We start from the raw sequence: 17445 nt of genomic DNA, 5'->3' as shown, positions 1-17445 counted from the left end.
GTGCAAAGATATAATGTTTTCTCGAAAAAAAGAAATACTTTTGCAAAAAAAATTCAAAAAAAAATTAAAATTTACGTAACATGAAAGGAATCATAGGGATAGGTAATGCAATAACAGATATCATGACAATATTGCCAGATGATAATTTGTTGACCACGATTCAATTTCCAAAAGGAAGTATGCAATTAGTTGATGAAGAAACGATAAAAAAGATAGAAAATTTGACTCAAAAATTTCCAAAAACGCTAAAATCGGGTGGCAGTGTAGCTAATACAATGTATGGTATCGCTTCATTTAATTTTCCGACGGCATATATTGGCAAAATTGGATACGACGAAATAGGCCAGTTTTACAAATCGGATATGGAACAACAAGGTGTTAAATGCTATTTTTCGATGTCGGAACTTAATTCCGGAAAAGCAATTGCTATGATTACTCCCGATTCAGAACGAACTTTTGCTACATACTTAGGAGCAGCTGCTGAGCTTAAGCCTGAAGAAATTGATCATTCATGGCTCGATTCGTATGCCATTATGCACATTGAAGGATACTTAATTTTTAATAGAGATTTGGTGTTGAAAGTAGCAGAAATGGCAAAAGCAAAAGGTATGCTTATTTCTTACGATTTGGCAAGTTTTAATATTGTTGCAGATAATCTCGACTTTATCAAAGCGTTTATGAAAAAATATGTTGACATTGTTTTTGCCAACGAAGAAGAAGCCAAAGCTTTCACCGGTAAGTCGCCCGAAGAATCGCTCAACGAACTTGCCGAATATTGTTCATATGCTATTGTTAAGATAGGAAAAGAAGGCTCGCTCATAAAGTATAATGGACAAACATACAAAATACCGGCTATTAAAGCAAATGCTATTGATACAACAGGAGCAGGCGATTGGTATGCATCCGGATTTTTATATGGGCTTTGCAATCAATTACCAATAGAAACTTCTGGAAAAATTGCTGCATTATTAGCTGGTAATGTTATAGAGCATATTGGAGCTAAAATTCCTCAAGAAAAGTTAAATCAAGTTATAGAATTGGCAAAAAAAATGTAACATAATTTAAATATTGGCGTAAAAAACGATGAATGAAAACATGTTTTATCATATCATTTGTTTTTTTTACATCGACTATTTGGGCTCAACAACCTGTTGATAGTTTGAAAAATAATATATCTAGCGAAGCTGCAAATGCTTATTATGATAAAATTTCCTCACGTTTAGTAGTAGGACCTGTTTTTGAAAACGAAAATTATCGCTTAGAATTATACGATATTACGGGCACTTCCATTCAATCTGTAGTTGTTCAGCCCAATGGAAGAATGATTGAATTTAATACTTGGCTAAAATCAGGTGTTTATATTTTAATTATTCGTAATCCACATTTTAACCTTACCCGAAAGTTTAGGGTAAATTCTTGATTATTAATAATAGCAAAGTATTATTTATTTGTGTTGAAAAATCATCTTACTAAACTTTTATATTATTTACAGCTTGAATTATTTTTATACTTTTGCATTTTAATTATTAAAAATAGTATTATTTTTTAATTTGATTAGAAAAGATATAATGTTTAAGCATTCGCAAACACTTCGGAGAATAGTTTTAATTTATATAACCGTACTAATCATATTTTTGATTTTCAGAATGATATTGTTTTTATCTGAAATCAAACGTATTGATATACAATATGACAGTTTATGGACTATTTTTCAAGCATTTATTATGGGGGTACGTTTTGATTTAGTTGTTTCGGGATATATTATAATATTGCCTGCGGTTCTACTCTTTACAATGGAATTGTTTCGCAAATCGCTAATTTGGATAGAAAAGTTTTTATTTTATTGGATATTTATACTTTTCAGTCTTGCATTTATTATTTGTGCGGCTGATATACCTTATTTCAACCAGTTTTTTGCAAGGTTTTCGATGCGAGCTTTCGATTGGATGGATAATCCTCGATTTGTGTTTTCTATGATTATACAAGAGCCCCGCTATTTTGTAATTGCTATTCCGCTTATTGTTTTATTAGTAGCTTTTTATAAAATATTGAAGCGTATTTTTAAGCAAGAAAAAACTATTTATTATGCAAAATTTGGTTTGAATTTAAGTATTGCGATAATTTCAATTAGTCTTATTATTCTTGGTATTCGTGGACGTATTCAACTAAAATCACCCATTAGGGTTGGAACTGCTTATTTTTGCAATAATGCATTTCTGAATCAACTTGGCTTAAATCCTACATTTACCTTGGTTCATAGTTATATTGAAGAGAATAAAAATAGAACTTATCAATTTATTGACGATAAAATTGCTATTGAAAATGTTCAAAAATGGCTGAATATTGAAAATACCTCTTATTCTTCTCCTATTGCACGTAATATTTGTCCCGATACATTACTAATACCGAAACCAAACGTTGTTGTTATTATAATGGAAAGCATGAGTGCTGCAAAAATGGGGTGTTTTGGAAATAAGGATGGTTTGACTCCTTTTCTTGACAGCATTTCGCAACAATCTTATTTTTTTGAGAATATTTATTCGGCTGGAATTCATACACATAATGGGATATTTGGAACACTTTTTTCGTTTCCATCTATTTTTAATCGTCATAATTTAAAAACAATTGTACGTTATTACGGAATGGCAAGTGTTTTAAAATCTAAAGGTTACAGCACAACCTACTTTACTACACACGATGGGCAGTTTGATAATGTTGAAGGTTTTTTAAGGGCGAATGATTTTGAGCAGGTAATAAGCCAAACCGATTACCCTACTAACGAAGTAAAATCGACATTGGGTGTTCCCGATGATTATATGTTTCGATACTCGTTACCGATTATTGATAAACTTTATTCAAGGGGAAGGCCTTTTTTTGTAGCATTTTTAACAGCTAGCGATCATGGTCCTTATGTAATTCCTGACTATTATCATCCTCATAATACAGATATTAAAAAGCAAATAGTAGAATATGCCGATTGGTCGCTCAAATTGTTTTTAGATGCAGCATCGAAGAAAAAATGGTTCGATAATACTATCTTTGTTTTTATAGCCGATCATGGTGCACCTATTCATACAAATTACGAAATATCTATCGATTATCATCATATACCATTTATTATGTATGCTCCTAAAATAATTGATAAGCCAAGAAAATTTGATAATGTGGGCGGGCAGATAGATGTATTCCCAACAATTATGGGGGTATTAAAACTTCCATACATCAATAATACTTTAGGCATAGATTTATTAAAAGAAAAACGACCCTACATTTTTGTTAACAATGATGATAAAATAGGGGTTTTTGACAATGAATATCTTTTAATTTCTTATCCTAATGGAAACTCAAAATTATATAATTATAGAAATAACGATTTACACGATTACTCTAATGAAAAAATGGATAAACTAAAAGAAATGGAATTTTATGCAAAGTGTAATTTACAGGTTTTTCAATACATGCTTAAGCACGAAAATTTACTTTCTTTACCCATTGCGAATCATTAAAAAGAAACGAAATAAGATTTATTCGCCTAGAATGGATTGATAAAAAGGCAACGATTTGTAACTTACAACACGCACACCTTTGAAGTAAAAAGTGATAATATCGGCATACGAATAGCCTTTTTTTGCCATTTGTATAGCTCCATCTTGGCATAAGCCAACGCCATGTCCATAACCTTTGCCTTTAAAAATCAACGAATCACCATCGGGTTTAATAGAAAAGAAGCTAGATTTAAGATTAAACGACTCACGAATTTTACGAAGTGAAACACTATCGTTATTGATTTTATAATAAGCTTTTCGAAAAGCTTGGTTAAACGACAAATCGCTTTGAATACTAAGTTCCGAAAACTTATTTGTTCGGAGGAATGTTTTGAAATCGGTGATTGGAATTTTCTTTTCCCATGTAGTATTGCGTTGATATTGACAAAATGAATCATTTACAGAACGTAAGTAATATTTGGCTCTTCCCCAAACATCTTCAGAATTCATAGTTTGCCCGCCACAGTTGGCATGGTAAGTAGCTGTTATCACGTTATTTTCCGAATCGACAATAATTAGATCTTTGGTGTCGTTAACGGCTTGAGCAATAATACTATGATACGATAGGCTATAATTTTTGCCTTTATATGCCTGGCAATGAACACCATCGCAGAGATGAAATCCTTCTGTGTAATGTTTACCGATATTTTCTAAAGCAAAGGTACGACAAAGAATAGCCTGTGTTTTATAGAATTCAATAGCAGGTTGATAGCCGCTTTCGCTTTCTACTACACCACAAATATAATCTTCTATATCGACTTGGTTTATAAAAAATAATAAGCCTTTCGAAGCAGAAACAAGCATATCATCATCGTAAAATCGTTGCCCTAATGATGGACGAGTAGGTTTATATTTAAGTATATTATTTATTTCGTTTCCAACGAATTGTAATTTTTTGTAATAACCTATTCGTCCTGCAACATTTTTTAATTCAACAGAATCGCCCATGGCTGTAATAAAAAAGGTTTCGTTTTGGTGAATGGTGGTAATGTAGTTTGTATCTGAAAAAATCTTATATGAACCAATATAAACACTTAAGATACAAGACGAAATATGTTGATTGTAAAAAACTGCAATTTTTAACCGTTGGGCAAATGAATTGGAAATTATCAAAACAAACAATATGATAAATCTAAATTTCATTATTTTTTAAATAAGCCAACATTTTAAAAGCAATTCTTTCGGAAACGCCATATGTTCCAATGAGTTGTTGTAATTGATTATAATTATCGAGGATTTTATTTTGTTCTTCGGGGGTTAAGATTTTTTGAAGTTCATTTTTTAAGTTTTGTTGGTTAAATTCATATTGAATCAGTTCTTTAACGACTTCTTTTCCTAAAATTAGATTAACCAACGAAATATATTTTACCTTGACAAGGCGTTTACCTATAGCAAAAGTTATTGGATTGGTTTTGTAGCAAACTATTTGTGGTACTTTAAAAAGTGCAGTTTCTAATGTAGCTGTTCCAGAGGTAACAATAGCTGCTTTAGCTTGTTTTAGTAGAGCATACGTGTCGTCGTATATAATTTGCACATTAGGTAATGTTAATGCAAACGAATACAAGTCTTTAGGTAGAAAAGATAAACCGGCAATAACAAAATTGTAGTTTTTAAAATCTGCGGTGATTGAAGTCATAACCTTTAGCATTTGAGTTAATTCTTGTTTACGACTTCCGGGCAAGAGGGCTATGATATTTTTTTCATTTAATTGATGACGGTTACAGAAATGGGTAAAAGTTTCTGTTTTATTCAATTCGGATGCTAAGATGTCTAAAATAGGATGTCCTTCGTAATCAACATCGACATTAAATTTTTTGTAAAAATCTTTTTCAAATGGCAGTATAACAAACATTTTGTCAACATAGTCGCGAACCTGGTATACGCGAGACTGGTGCCATGCCCATACAGTAGGCGAAATATAATAAAAAACCTTAATTCCATTTTTCTTTGCCCATTTAGCAAGACGAAGATTAAATCCCGGAAAGTCAACTAAAATCAACACATCCGGATTAAAATTCAAAATATCGCTGTAAGCAAATTTAAAATTATGTTTGATTGTTTTTAAATGAAGCAGGACTTCGACCAGTCCCATAAAGCTCAAATCGCGAATATGCTTAACTACTTCTACTCCTTGTGCTATTAACGAATTACCTCCCCATGCTCTAATTTGTGCAGTTGGGTCATATTTTTTTAATCCTTTGACCAAATTAGCAGCATGCATATCGCCCGATGTTTCGCCACAGATGATATAATATTTCACAATTCTGGAATGGTTAAACGTATAAATAAAATAACAGCTCCCCAAATTAAAACAGCTATCATTACACCTCTTACGGCGTAGTACCATTCTTTATTTAGAAAAAAATAAAAACCTACAAGATTCGCTAATAAACTTATGCTTAAAAGGTTAGACATTACTCCTAATTGATAAGATAATATCAAAAAGTTTCTTAATGAATGATAAGAACGGTCAAATAAATAAAGAACAAGTAACCCCAAAATGGGAAAGATTAAACCGACAATTAAACCAACCCAAATTCGATTATATTTAGAAAATTTAGAGTTCATAATTCCATTTTTCTAAAAAGTTATATGCTTGATAGGCGGTAAAATCAATTTTAACAGGGACTACCGAAGCATATCCATTGGCAAGTGCATATTCGTCGGTATCGGTAGCGTTTGGTTCAAAATTATCAAAATTCCCTGTCATCCAGTAATAGGGTGTATTATGGGGATCAAGACGTTTTACAAAATCTTCTTTCCAAACTCCTTTGGCTTGACGACATAATTTTATGCCTTTTAATTTTTTAATTGGCAATTTAGGAATATTGACATTTAAACAAACTTCGTTGGGAAGTCCAAATTGTAAAATATTATTAACTATGATTTTAGCTACATGTTTTGAAGCAGTAAAATCAGGATGGGTGGCATAGTCGAGTAACGAAAAACCTACCGCAGGAATGCCATTAAGGCATGCTTCGATAACAGCTCCCATAGTACCCGAATAAATTACACTAATGGAGGAATTGCTACCATGATTGATGCCCGAAACCACTAAGTCTGGTTTTCTATCAAGTACCTGATGTAATGCTAACTTAAGTGAATCGACAGGGGTTCCTGAGCAAGCATATATGCATAGATTTTTTTCTTCTTTAATTAAATTTAAACGAATGGGAGTTGTCATAGTAATAGAATGCGACTTACCTGATTCGCCTTTTTCGGGTGCAACAACAATTACTCTGCCTAAAGGTCTTACAACTTCAATCAGAGATGCAATACCGCTAGCAAAGTATCCGTCGTCGTTACAAACTAAAATTAATCGTTCTGAAGGAGTCATTGTTTTTTTTGCAAAGATAGTTTTTTAAAGTGATAAAATATATTGTAATGAAACATTTCGTGGTGGACGAATGTCGCCTGGTCGTCCCATGTATTCTTTATTAAATATATTTTTTACTACCAACGATAGTTTACTTTGTTCTGTAATATTCCACGATATACGATAATCAAATACTATGTAGCCTTTGTTGTGTTTTTGTCTATATTCATATAAACCGGGTAAAAGTTCAATTCCTACTCCAGGACCGTCGCCGGTTAAATCTTCAAAAGCTTTGTCAATGTTAACCATATAACTTTGATATAGCAAACTGATGCCTGTTGAAATCTTTTTAAAATCTAGCTGAAAATCGCCTTTTAATGAATGGTAATACCTGTATTTTAGCATATTAGACGATGTACTCTTGGACGAATCTTTATCGTTTAAATCAATAGGATTGGTATAGGTATAGCCTGCCAATAAGGTTGCAGGAATGCCAAAAAATGATCCCATTCCGGTAAAGGTTATATCAAAGCCGGTAATTTTTGCGTGTCCAATATTTTGTGATTGAAAACCAAGTGCTTTATATCCATATGTTGCAATAATTGTTAGGTCATCTGGGTTATGAATATCAAGAGCTCTATATGTTTTAGGGTCATAAAAGCCGAATGTGTATTCCATCATTTTGTTGTATTCTTGCCAGAATGCTGATGCGTCGAGGTATCCATTCCAATTAGAAATTTTAACTCCTTGTTTAATGCCAATTTCGGCACTCCAACCAGTTTCGGGTTTTAGATTGGGGTTGGGAAATATGTTTAATGCACCTACATTGGTATAAGTAAATTTTTCGGCAATAGAAGGGAAACGGTACCCTTGCCCAAATGACGAACGAATAAAAGTATGTTCGGCTAATTGATAGTTTACACCAATACGAGCTACCGGTTGGATAGGGATATCGACAATAGTATCACCATTGATAACCGATTTGGATTCTGTTTTATCAATTCTAAAATACTCGGCTCTAATCCCGGCTGATAGATTAAATTTATTTATTTTTTTGTCCATTTGTCCGTAGATGGCTATATTGGTGGCATTGTGTTTGTCGAATAGTTTGCCCTGAATATCGCTATAAACATGTAATGCACCTAAACTATATGTAAAATTGTCTTTTACCTGATGTTGGAATAAATATTCTGCATAATATAAGCCCGAATGACTATCTTTTGAAGAATCTCCGGGCACTCTGTTTTTAACATAAAAGTATCGGGTACGAATATTATGCTTATCGTTAGGTGAGGTATAGAATGTAAAGAATGGGTCTATATTAATACGTGTTCCAATATTACGAGTTACTGATGCAGGGTCTTGTCGCCATGCTCCGGAGTCGGCATTTTGCCACAAAAAGAAGTCGGTTTTATCTATATTCATTAAATTTCCATTAAGCCCAATTGCCCATCCTTCTTTTTTGGGAAATCGATATCGAAGGTTAAAATTTCCGCGAATGCGTTCTTCGGTTTCGGATTGACGATATCCGTTATCGCTGTAGCCACTAGCTCCCAGCACAATATCTAAATTTTTGTAACGCTGCATGTGAAATAAATTGGATCCTACAAACAAGGGTTGTGTTTGTCCCCACCATTTAAGTTCTTTGCGTTTTGGATTCATATATATTCCATTAAAAATGGTAACCTTTGTTTCGGGTTCAAACTTTGGATAGGCCGTACGCACATTAATAACTCCGTTAAGTGCCGATGAACCAAATAATGCAGATGCTGCACCTTTAATAACTTCTATTTGTGAAACATTTTCAATAGGCAAAAAATTCCATTTTATATCACCTGCATCGGGTGAAATTAAGGGCATATCATCAACCAATAACATAACTCTTGTGCCTGCTCCATAGCTGTATCCGCTACCACCACGAATGCTAGGTTGATCGCCGGTAATATCAACGCCAGGGATTTTATTTATAGCTGTTTCCATTGAAATTACGTTGTTGTTCTCGAGCAATTTAGGTTTTATAACTTCCATCGAAACAGTAACTTCCGATATTTTTTGCTCAAATTTTGAAGCACTTACTACTACTTCGTCAATTACTTGTATATTTTCTTCTAATTCGACATTTAAATTAAGTTGTTCTTTGTCTGATAAGTTAATGGTTTGAGAATAAGTTTGATATCCTAAAAAGTTAAATTTTATAGTTTGATAGCCTCCTTTATTCGATTTGAAAGAATAAAAACCATTTACGTCGGTAGCAGCACCCGAATTATCGTCGAGAACAATGTTAACACCTGGTAGTGGTTCATGCGTTTTTTTATCTTTTACGTATCCACTAATAAGTACATTTTGTGAAAAAAGCGAAAAATTTAATCCCGAAACAACAAGCAATGTAATAATTTTCATTTTCATGGATTTAGTTAAACAATAATTTTCGCAAAAGTACAACTTTATCTAAAAATAAAATAGACGTGGAATTATCTTTTTAAGTAAAAGAATTATAGTTGATTAAAGATTAGTGAAATAATTGTTGTATTATTTTTTGTGTGGCTCCTGCACTTTTTTGAATGTACATTTGAGCTTTTATGGAAGCTTTTGAGCGAAATGTTTCGTTTTGAATTAATTGATTTATTATTTGAAAAGCTTCATCAGCATTACTAATCGAAAAAGCAGCACCCAGTTTTATCATGTCTTCGGCTTCATTAAACTTATGATAGTTGGGACCAAAAACAACTGGAACTCCGAATGATGCAGGCTCTAAAGTATTGTGAATACCTTTTCCGAATCCTCCTCCTATGTATGCAATTGTTGCAAATTGATACAATGATGATAAAATTCCAATCGTATCTATCCATAAAACACCATTTTTAATATTATTATTGATGTCGTTTATTTGAGTATAGCGAATAGCTGGGAGGTCGATTATTTGAATTAAGTCTTGAATATGTTCTTCATTAACAACATGAGGTGCAATAATCCATAAAACATTATTTTTTTGAGTTTGTTCTATTATATTTTTAAGAATTTTAATGTCTTTATCCCAAGCGCTTCCTACAATAACTACAACACGTTGTTTAATAAAATCTCTTATGTTGTTTAATGGTAAGGGACTTTGAGCTATTTGCAATACTCTGTCGCATCGAGTGTCGCCTGCTACAATAGAATTAATATTTATTTTTTGAAGTAATAATTTGGATGTATCGTCTTGAACATAAATTTGCGAGAAATAACGAAGCATTTTTCTATAAAAATGTCCATAAAATTTAAAAAATATCTGGTTGGGTTTAAAAACGGCCGAAATAAGGAAAATAGGAATTTTACGTAAATATGCTTCGCGAATATAAAAAAACCAAAAGTCATATTTAACAAAGATAACCCAATTGGGTTTTATGATATCATAAAACCGTTGAGCATTTTTGGGCGAGTCAAGGGGGAGATAAAAAATAGCATCAGCAAAAGTATAATTTTTTCTAATTTCATAGCCTGAAGGCGAGAAAAAGGTGATGATAATTTGAATATTATGATAGTTTTTTTTTATTTGTTCAATAAGTGGGCGACCTTGTTCAAATTCACCTAATGACGATACATGCATCCAAAGAACCTGATGTTGAGCTAATACTTGAAATTGCGATATTTTTTGCCAAATATTTTTTCGCCCGCTAATCCAAAGCGATGCTTTTTCATTAAACAATGAGGCAATTTGAATTAATAATTTATATGCGAATAACGAAAACCTATATATCCAAAGCATAATTAATAAAAATAATAAGGCTGAGGTTCTTTTCGATAGATAGGAATAATCCAGCCAACTTTAAGCGAATGTAAAAGGTCTAAATAATGACCGTCGTCTTTTTTCATTAAATTGAAATCCCAACTTCTGCCACTTTTTGTCCATGATTGATAAAATTCAAAACCTGCCATAAAATTTAGTGCTTGCGATTTGCTAAAATAAACATATCCGATAAATTCGCTTATTGCTAAGCCATATCGTAGTTTGTCGTAACCTAATTTATAATCGCCTAAGATTTGAGGTGCATTATTACCATCATTTTCTATTCGAATTTTATGTTGTAAGTAACCACTACCTAGTGTAACTAATATACCGCTATTGGTGTTTGGTTTTCCAAATGAAATAATTTTTCCTATTTTAGCTCCTGCAAAAAAACCACGTTCAAAGGTACGGACTTTAGCATATTCGCCATTTTCATTGATGATGGCTTGGTTATTAGAAGTACTTATACTATCGAACAAATGAGTGGCATCACCTTTTAAATTATTTCCAAAAATGAAGTTGATATTTAATTCTATTAGGATATTTTTTTTATTTTTAATCATAAAAGAGCCACCTACATTTGAATTTAATCCATAACGTTTAGCCATATCGCCTGAAGGAACTTGAAGCATATAGTTAGCCGAAAACATTGGAAATGTAATGCACGAATCGATATTTTTTTGAGCAAATGAAAGTGAGCAGTAGGTTAGTATAATTATTAAAAAGCAAAATTTATTCATTAGTTTGGTAATTTAAGCTAAAAATTTTGCTAAAGTACGAAAAAACATATGAATAAAAAAAGCCCTTGTTCAGAACAAAGGCTTTTTTATGGTTATGATGTACTTTTAAAAAACAATGGTTCGTATTAAAATATACAAAAGTCCTGAAACTATCATTGTAGTTGGTATAGTAAGTATCCAGGCACCAATAATATTTTGAGCAATTTTCCAACGTACAGCCGATACTCTTCGGGTTACGCCAACTCCCATAATAGCCCCTGATATGGTATGGGTTGTGCTTACCGGTATTCCCATAAACGCAGACATGGCTAATGTAGTAGCACCTGCTGTTTCGGCGGCAAATCCATGAACTGGTTTAAGGTCTGTTAAATTTACACCCATAGTTTTTATTACTTTCCATCCGCCTGTTAAAGTTCCTAATGCAATTGCTACATAGCACGAAATAACGACCCATTCTGGGACATAAAATTCTGTGCCCAAATATCCGGTACTAAATAAAAGTACTGCTATGATACCCATAGTTTTTTGTGCGTCGTTGCTGCCGTGTCCTAGACTAAAAAAAGCTGAAGATAAGAGCTGCAATATTCTAAACCATGCATCTACTTTATTTGGTTTTGATTTTTTAAGTATAAATTTGGTTAAAATCATAAATAAATAACCTAAAATAAAGCCTACAATAGGGGAAACAAATATAAAAATTACAACTTTTATAATACCTGAACCTATAACAGCATCGGGTCCAAAAACGAACCAAGCAGGTCCAACCATACCACCAATAAGAGCATGCGAAACACTAATAGGTAAACCTAATTGAGTGCATAACCATACCCATGCAGCAGCGCCAACTAATGCAGAAAATACAAACCAAGGTTCAACAACATGAGGTTCTACTATGCCTTTGCCCATCGTATTGGCAACATGTAAGCCAAATATAAAATAAGCAGCAAAATTAAATATTGCTGCCCATAGAACTGCCATAAATGGAGATAAAACCCTAGTTGCTACTATAGTTGCTACTGAGTTTGCTGCATCGTTCATCCCATTTAAAAAGTCGTAAATAAGGGCAATGGCTATAATAATAATAACAAGTGTACTCATATTAAGCTTGTTTTATCATAATAGACTTAATAACATCCGAAGCATCTTCAAGTTTGTCGGTAGCTTTTTCTAAAATCTGAAGAATGTCTTTTTTCTTTATTAATTCTATTGTATCTGTTTCCTTTTCAAATAATTGTGAAATGGCAATGTGGTAAACATCATCAGCCAGGTTTTCAATTTCATTAACGTGAATGCAAGCTTCTTTTATTTGTTGAGGATGTTTTAAATTGTCAATATGCTCAATGGCATTTTGAATTGATTTTGAACCATCAAAAATTAATTCAGCAAGTTTTAAAAAATCGGTAGAGTTCGATTTGGGTTTATATAATAAAAATCGTTGAGCAGCACCATTTATATAATCGACTACATCATCAATGGATGAGATTAAATTGTGAATATCTTCTCGGTCGAATGGAGTTATGAAGGAACTGTTGAGCATATCAAACATTTTATGAGTGACATCATCACCTTTTTTTTCTAATTCTTTAATTTTTGATATGAGTTTTATTCTGTCATCCCAGTTATCAGTTTTCATTAGTGAAATGAGCACTTCTGAAACTTCCACTAAATTGCTAGTTGCTTCTTTAAACGAAGGATAAAATTTTTTGTCTTTTGGCACAAGAATTTGAAAAAAACTATTAAGTCCCATAATTATATGTTTTATATATTTTTGCAAAGGTCGAATATTATAAAAGAAGGTATGTTAAGAAATTGTTAAGTTTGTTAATACTTCTGAAAACTAGTTATATACGTTTATTGTTAAGATGATAGCGAATAAGCTTTTTCATGGGAGACGATTCAATAGCTTGAATGTTTAAATGATAAAATTGGCAAGCCTGTATTAATTCTTCTTTAAAAATAGAAGCAACTGATCCACAAAAAGCAATGTTTTGTGAATATTTATCTATAAAAGGTTCTAAGTGAGTTTTTAAAAACAATTCAAAAGCATTGTTGAGTAGTGTTTGTATATCGGGGTGTTGGCGATGTTTTTTAATAAAATACGTAAAATTGGCTAAATAACGATTTGCATTGGGTTTATGGTATATTTCTACGAGTATTTCGTTTAATGAGAGGTTTAAAAACTTTTCAAATTCGTTACATAGCTCTTTATCTATTTTTTTATAAGCATATAGTTTTAGTAGTTCTTTCCCTAAATATGAACCACTTCCTTCGTCGCCTAAAATATATCCAAGCGATGGGGTATGTTTTAAAATAGTTTTACCATCGTAATAAGCTAAATTAGAACCAGTGCCAAGAATAGCAATCCAACCTTCTTGATTTTGGAGTAAAGCATGAGCGGCAGCATAAATATCGCTGTCAACAAAAATATTATTGTTATTAATAACATCTTTTATAGCAAGTTGAACCAATTTTTGCATTTCTTTTGACGCACAGCCAGCACCATAAAAATGAATATATTGAATTTCGTGGTAGGGGATGTCTTTTGTTACATGAAAAACAGTGTTGCTAATTAGTTCTTTATTCACATGCAACGGATTAAGCCCTATTGTTTCTTTTTCAATGATATGACCATGTTTGTCAACAATGGACCAAGTTGTTTTAGTTGAACCGCTATCTGCTAAAATAAACATGTTACCATTTATTTTTTTTATCGAAAAAATGCTCTATATATGGAATCTCATGTTCAAAATTAGGTGTAAATATTCCTTTGTTCAAATTTAGTTCAATTTCTTTTTTTGACCAAAATTTTCCGTCATCTATTTCGTTGTTTTTGGGAGATATAGTGTTATTATATTCGGTTATGAATACATAAATTAATTCGCTTTCGATTTCGGAATGCCAAATATATTTTCCGATGAATATTGTTTTTTGTAATTCTATGCCAAGTTCTTCGAATGTTTCTCTTTTTATCGTCTGTTCAATGGTTTCGCCCCATGAGATATGTCCACCTACAGCAGTATCCCATTTCCCAGGTTGTACAAGTTTATTTGAAGCTCTTTTTTGCAAAAATAATTTTCGTTCTTTATTAAATATGTGTACATGAATAACCGGATGTAGTAAATTTTTATCTTTATGAACCATAGAGCGAGGGGCTTTGCCAACAATTTTCCCTGCTTCGTCAACCAGTGGAACCCATTCTTCGCTGGCAAATTTTCTTTTATTCCAATACATACGAAGAAACTCAGCCAAAAAATATACACCAAAAATAAGATAAAGTAACACGCCGCTTATAAAACCCCAAGCCTCCTTTGACATGTAAAATGCAGAGTAAAAAACTAATCCGGTATGGAGTAATAATAAAACGCTTAATAATTTCATGTTTCTACGTAAAATACGAACACTTTCTTCGTTCAATTCTGTGTTTAAGCCATAACGTCCCATCATAGCTGCTAAAAACGTTGGAGGTGCAAATGCTATAAATAGCAACATGATGCACATAATGACCTGAACGATTCCTGGTTTAAGTTTAAAAAACAATTCATCGTGCGATATGATGGAGATAAGACCAAGAATTATAATTAATCCGGTGTCGAGCAATACAAAATAATCGAATCTTTTTTCTTTGATAAAAATCCATATCGCTTGAAAAATACCAACAGCAATTGCAATAGATAAACTTACTACAGTATCAAAAACTTCATCGGCTATGATAAAAATAAGAAGGGGCAATAAGCCCGGTAACATTTTTCGTATTAACTCTTTCGCATTCATTTCACGATTCTATCTAATAACCATCGAGCGGCATTACCATGAATCAAAATATTCATCATTTTTAATTTAACGTAATCCTCGCTATAAATGCGATATCCGGGGAATAGACCATCAAAGGTATTTCCATTACTATCCTTTATCAAATACCAATACTTTCCATTTTTATAGTAATAACCCACCATATGAATGCAATGGTCGTCGGTGGTTGTTTGGTTTTGTAAACGCATTTCTCTTGACGATTCGTTTATTTGATTTTCAGGAATATCAAAAATTGGAATAGCCGCTAATTTTAATTCATTATGGTCATAGCCGGCTTCGCTTACATCACCACATAGACACACGCTGTATTGATTTTCTAGTGCCTTGTTAATAAGTTTAACAAATGTATCGATTGGAACATTGTAATATTCTCTGCAGTGCCACCAATTATCGTTTTCAATAAGTTCGCTTTTTTCGTAATAACGAGCTGTAAGGGTTGACATAAAATTGAAATAGGCAACCGGATTTATTTGCAAATATTCTTTTAAGAACTCTTGGGGGGTGTATTCTTTTCCGTCATACAAAAACGAGGTGGGAGGAACGCCCATTTCTGCATTGAGCAATGATTTAACTACATTCACCACATATACTTCGTTCCAGATATTATTTTCTTTTACCTGTGCTAAAAAATTCTTTATTTCTTTCACCATTGTTCTATGGCTATGCTGCTTTCGGTATGTAGGTTTGCCTTCGTATGCAGCAAGGGGTACAGCACCATATTTTTGATAAATCCTAAGTAAAGCTGAGGCTTCTGAACCTTCATCGACATAAGTTTTACCATGAGTTTTTACAAAATCAATAGCTCGTTCTACATATTCCCAATAAACAACGTACATCTCAGATAGTTTTACTTTTTTGCCGGTGAGGCGAAAAACTTCGCTCTCGAAAAAAGATGTGGTAGAAAAACACCAGCATGTCCCCGTATTGCCCTGACAAACGGGTGGATTATGAAATACCTTTTTATACAATCCGGTATCAGTTGGGAATGAATAATTTGAAAGGTCTGCTTTAAACTGCTTATTGTACCTATACATATTTGAATGTATTTGTGTAGAATCTTTTTCGGTAATTACAACAGCTTTGTCGAAATTTTGTTCATATGTAGCAATCGACAAAAAAGCAAATAAAATAAATAAAAAACTTTTCATTCATTAAGTATATACTGCAAAGGTATGGATTATTTCAATATCCTATAACTTTCTTTTCAGAGAAAGATTTTAGACCAATTTTAAAATTAAATTTAAGTAATTTTATTTTAAGTTTACGTTAAAAAATAACTAATTTATACCTCATTCACTGTAAATTGATAATACTCAACTACAGGGTTTATTAGCATTTTATTGCACATTTAATTTTTTTAACATTTTTAAACTTTTTTTTGGTTATGTCGTAAAAATAAGTAATTTTGCTTAAAATTGAAAACCATGAAAAAAGTAATATTACTATTAATTTTTGGGATTAATTCGTTATTTGTTTTGGCTCAAACAACGATTATGACCACCATTACATATGGTGGATTTCAAGCTTGTGGTGGATGTGCTGTTTGCGGTGCCGATTATTGGTGTACCAATACCCCGGGAAGTTATTGTGGAGACACTCCACCATGTAAGGACATGACTTTTGTTGACCCTGTGCCACCGGGTAATTTAGTTACTAATATACAAGTATATTATTGGACAGCTAATTGTGTTGGCTCTTCAATAAATGGTTATGTTAATGGTCAACCAGTATCTACTGCTTATGATGGAAATTCAGGGTGTTTTTGTGATGTTAATCCTTGTGCAACTTCTGTTGGTGCAACAGGTTCATATATTTGCGGTTTACCAGGTTATGTTTATGGTGGAACTAATACTTTTCAAATATGCAGTGGAACAGCTATGTGTATTAATAAAGCAGATTTATATATTACTTATGTACCAGCAGAAGTAATTAATCCTGTTATTACTGCAAGTGGACCCACCACTTTTTGTTCTGGAGGCAGTGTAACACTTAATGCAGGCTCTGGTTATCCCGCTTATCATTGGAATACAGGGGCTACAAGTCAAACAATAACTGTAAATTCTAGTGGTACCTATACTGTTACGGTAACAAGTCCAACAGGTTGTACCACGGGACATGGCTCCATAAATGTTACGGTTAATCCCTTACCAACTCCATCTATAAGTGGCACTTCAACGATATGTAATGGTCAAAGCACCACCTTAACCGCGAGTGGTGGTTCATCTTATAGTTGGAGTACCGGTGCATCCACCGCTTCAATAACAGTAA

16 protein-coding genes are annotated in these 17445 nt (G+C 32.7%); 4 read left to right on the top strand and 12 right to left on the bottom strand.

Annotated features, from left to right (window positions below):
* Positions 1 to 80: 80 nt before the first annotated feature.
* The 3 genes from HPY79_05720 to HPY79_05710 all read left to right on the top strand — a co-directional run bounded on the left by HPY79_05720 (position 81) and on the right by HPY79_05710 (position 3506).
* Entirely contained in the window at positions 81 to 1055 is a 975-nt protein-coding gene (locus tag HPY79_05720; GenBank protein ID NSW45293.1) for an adenosine kinase, read from the top strand.
* A gap of 32 nt (positions 1056 to 1087) precedes the next feature.
* Positions 1088 to 1420, top strand: a complete 333-nt coding sequence (locus HPY79_05715) for a T9SS type A sorting domain-containing protein (protein ID NSW45292.1) — start codon at positions 1088 to 1090, stop codon at positions 1418 to 1420.
* A 226-nt stretch (positions 1421 to 1646) separates the two neighbouring features.
* Positions 1647 to 3506 (top strand): sulfatase-like hydrolase/transferase, encoded by a 1860-nt coding sequence (locus HPY79_05710; protein NSW45291.1) that lies wholly within the window; start codon positions 1647 to 1649, stop codon positions 3504 to 3506.
* Positions 3507 to 3524: 18 nt separating this feature from the next.
* On the opposite strand, the gene HPY79_05705 is transcribed toward HPY79_05710, so the two are convergent.
* The 12 genes from HPY79_05705 to HPY79_05650 all read right to left on the bottom strand — a co-directional run bounded on the left by HPY79_05705 (position 3525) and on the right by HPY79_05650 (position 16325).
* Entirely contained in the window at positions 3525 to 4688 is a 1164-nt protein-coding gene (locus HPY79_05705) for a SpoIID/LytB domain-containing protein (protein NSW45290.1), read from the bottom strand.
* Positions 4678 to 5805 (bottom strand): lipid-A-disaccharide synthase, encoded by a 1128-nt coding sequence (gene lpxB / locus HPY79_05700; protein NSW45289.1) that lies wholly within the window; start codon positions 5803 to 5805, stop codon positions 4678 to 4680. The genes HPY79_05705 and lpxB overlap by 11 nt, the downstream gene beginning before the upstream one ends.
* Positions 5802 to 6113: a hypothetical protein gene (locus HPY79_05695; protein ID NSW45288.1), complete on the bottom strand. Its 312-nt coding sequence runs from the start codon at positions 6111 to 6113 to the stop codon at positions 5802 to 5804. The genes lpxB and HPY79_05695 overlap by 4 nt, the downstream gene beginning before the upstream one ends.
* Positions 6103 to 6882 (bottom strand): 5'/3'-nucleotidase SurE, encoded by a 780-nt coding sequence (gene surE / locus HPY79_05690; GenBank protein NSW45287.1) that lies wholly within the window; start codon positions 6880 to 6882, stop codon positions 6103 to 6105. Before surE ends, HPY79_05695 begins: the two co-directional genes overlap by 11 nt.
* 24 nt (positions 6883 to 6906) lie before the next feature.
* A complete protein-coding gene (locus HPY79_05685; protein ID NSW45286.1) occupies positions 6907 to 9261 on the bottom strand; it encodes a TonB-dependent receptor in 2355 nt (784 codons plus the stop codon).
* Positions 9262 to 9370: 109 nt separating this feature from the next.
* Positions 9371 to 10606, bottom strand: a complete 1236-nt coding sequence (locus HPY79_05680; GenBank protein NSW45285.1) for a 3-deoxy-D-manno-octulosonic acid transferase — start codon at positions 10604 to 10606, stop codon at positions 9371 to 9373.
* Positions 10607 to 10608: 2 nt separating this feature from the next.
* A complete protein-coding gene (locus HPY79_05675; protein ID NSW45284.1) occupies positions 10609 to 11367 on the bottom strand; it encodes a hypothetical protein in 759 nt (252 codons plus the stop codon).
* A 105-nt stretch (positions 11368 to 11472) separates the two neighbouring features.
* Positions 11473 to 12465, bottom strand: coding sequence for an inorganic phosphate transporter (locus HPY79_05670; protein NSW45283.1), 993 nt, complete (start codon positions 12463 to 12465; stop codon positions 11473 to 11475).
* Position 12466: 1 nt separating this feature from the next.
* Complete coding sequence (locus tag HPY79_05665; protein ID NSW45282.1) at positions 12467 to 13114, bottom strand: DUF47 domain-containing protein; 648 nt, start codon at positions 13112 to 13114, stop codon at positions 12467 to 12469.
* A gap of 94 nt (positions 13115 to 13208) precedes the next feature.
* On the bottom strand, positions 13209 to 14057 hold the full coding sequence (locus HPY79_05660; GenBank protein ID NSW45281.1) for a hypothetical protein: 849 nt from the start codon (positions 14055 to 14057) through the stop codon (positions 13209 to 13211).
* Between the two features lies 1 nt (position 14058).
* Positions 14059 to 15138 carry an NUDIX domain-containing protein gene (locus HPY79_05655; GenBank protein ID NSW45280.1) on the bottom strand — a complete coding sequence of 360 codons (1080 nt, stop codon included), beginning with the start codon at positions 15136 to 15138 and terminating at the stop codon, positions 14059 to 14061.
* Complete coding sequence (locus HPY79_05650; GenBank protein NSW45279.1) at positions 15135 to 16325, bottom strand: peptidase C1; 1191 nt, start codon at positions 16323 to 16325, stop codon at positions 15135 to 15137. The genes HPY79_05655 and HPY79_05650 overlap by 4 nt, the downstream gene beginning before the upstream one ends.
* Before the next feature lie 276 nt (positions 16326 to 16601).
* On the opposite strand from HPY79_05650, the gene HPY79_05645 reads away from it, so the two are divergent.
* Positions 16602 to 17445: hypothetical protein (locus HPY79_05645; GenBank protein NSW45278.1), on the top strand; the 844-nt coding region annotated here is incomplete at its 3' end.

The sequence above is a fragment of the Bacteroidales bacterium genome, from assembly GCA_013314715.1.
Lineage (GTDB): Bacteria > Bacteroidota > Bacteroidia > Bacteroidales > GWA2-32-17 > Ch61.
The sequence above is the reverse complement of the archived record's forward strand: the minus strand, read 5'-3'. Positions and strand labels throughout refer to the sequence as shown.

What these genes read in the sequence shown, in the direction of transcription:
- HPY79_05720 (NSW45293.1), top strand. Translation starts at nt 81, where the DNA reads ATGAAAGGAATCATAGGGATAGGTAATGCAATAACAGATATCATGACA.
- HPY79_05715 (NSW45292.1), top strand. Translation starts at nt 1,088, where the DNA reads ATGAAAACATGTTTTATCATATCATTTGTTTTTTTTACATCGACTATT.
- HPY79_05710 (NSW45291.1), top strand. Translation starts at nt 1,647, where the DNA reads ATGATATTGTTTTTATCTGAAATCAAACGTATTGATATACAATATGAC.
- HPY79_05705 (NSW45290.1), bottom strand. Translation starts at nt 4,688, where the DNA reads ATGAAATTTAGATTTATCATATTGTTTGTTTTGATAATTTCCAATTCA.
- HPY79_05695 (NSW45288.1), bottom strand. Translation starts at nt 6,113, where the DNA reads ATGAACTCTAAATTTTCTAAATATAATCGAATTTGGGTTGGTTTAATT.
- surE (NSW45287.1), bottom strand. Translation starts at nt 6,882, where the DNA reads ATGACTCCTTCAGAACGATTAATTTTAGTTTGTAACGACGACGGATAC.
- HPY79_05685 (NSW45286.1), bottom strand. Translation starts at nt 9,261, where the DNA reads ATGAAAATTATTACATTGCTTGTTGTTTCGGGATTAAATTTTTCGCTT.
- HPY79_05680 (NSW45285.1), bottom strand. Translation starts at nt 10,606, where the DNA reads ATGCTTTGGATATATAGGTTTTCGTTATTCGCATATAAATTATTAATT.
- HPY79_05675 (NSW45284.1), bottom strand. Translation starts at nt 11,367, where the DNA reads ATGAATAAATTTTGCTTTTTAATAATTATACTAACCTACTGCTCACTT.
- HPY79_05670 (NSW45283.1), bottom strand. Translation starts at nt 12,465, where the DNA reads ATGAGTACACTTGTTATTATTATTATAGCCATTGCCCTTATTTACGAC.
- HPY79_05665 (NSW45282.1), bottom strand. Translation starts at nt 13,114, where the DNA reads ATGGGACTTAATAGTTTTTTTCAAATTCTTGTGCCAAAAGACAAAAAA.
- HPY79_05660 (NSW45281.1), bottom strand. Translation starts at nt 14,057, where the DNA reads ATGTTTATTTTAGCAGATAGCGGTTCAACTAAAACAACTTGGTCCATT.
- HPY79_05655 (NSW45280.1), bottom strand. Translation starts at nt 15,138, where the DNA reads ATGAATGCGAAAGAGTTAATACGAAAAATGTTACCGGGCTTATTGCCC.
- HPY79_05650 (NSW45279.1), bottom strand. Translation starts at nt 16,325, where the DNA reads ATGAAAAGTTTTTTATTTATTTTATTTGCTTTTTTGTCGATTGCTACA.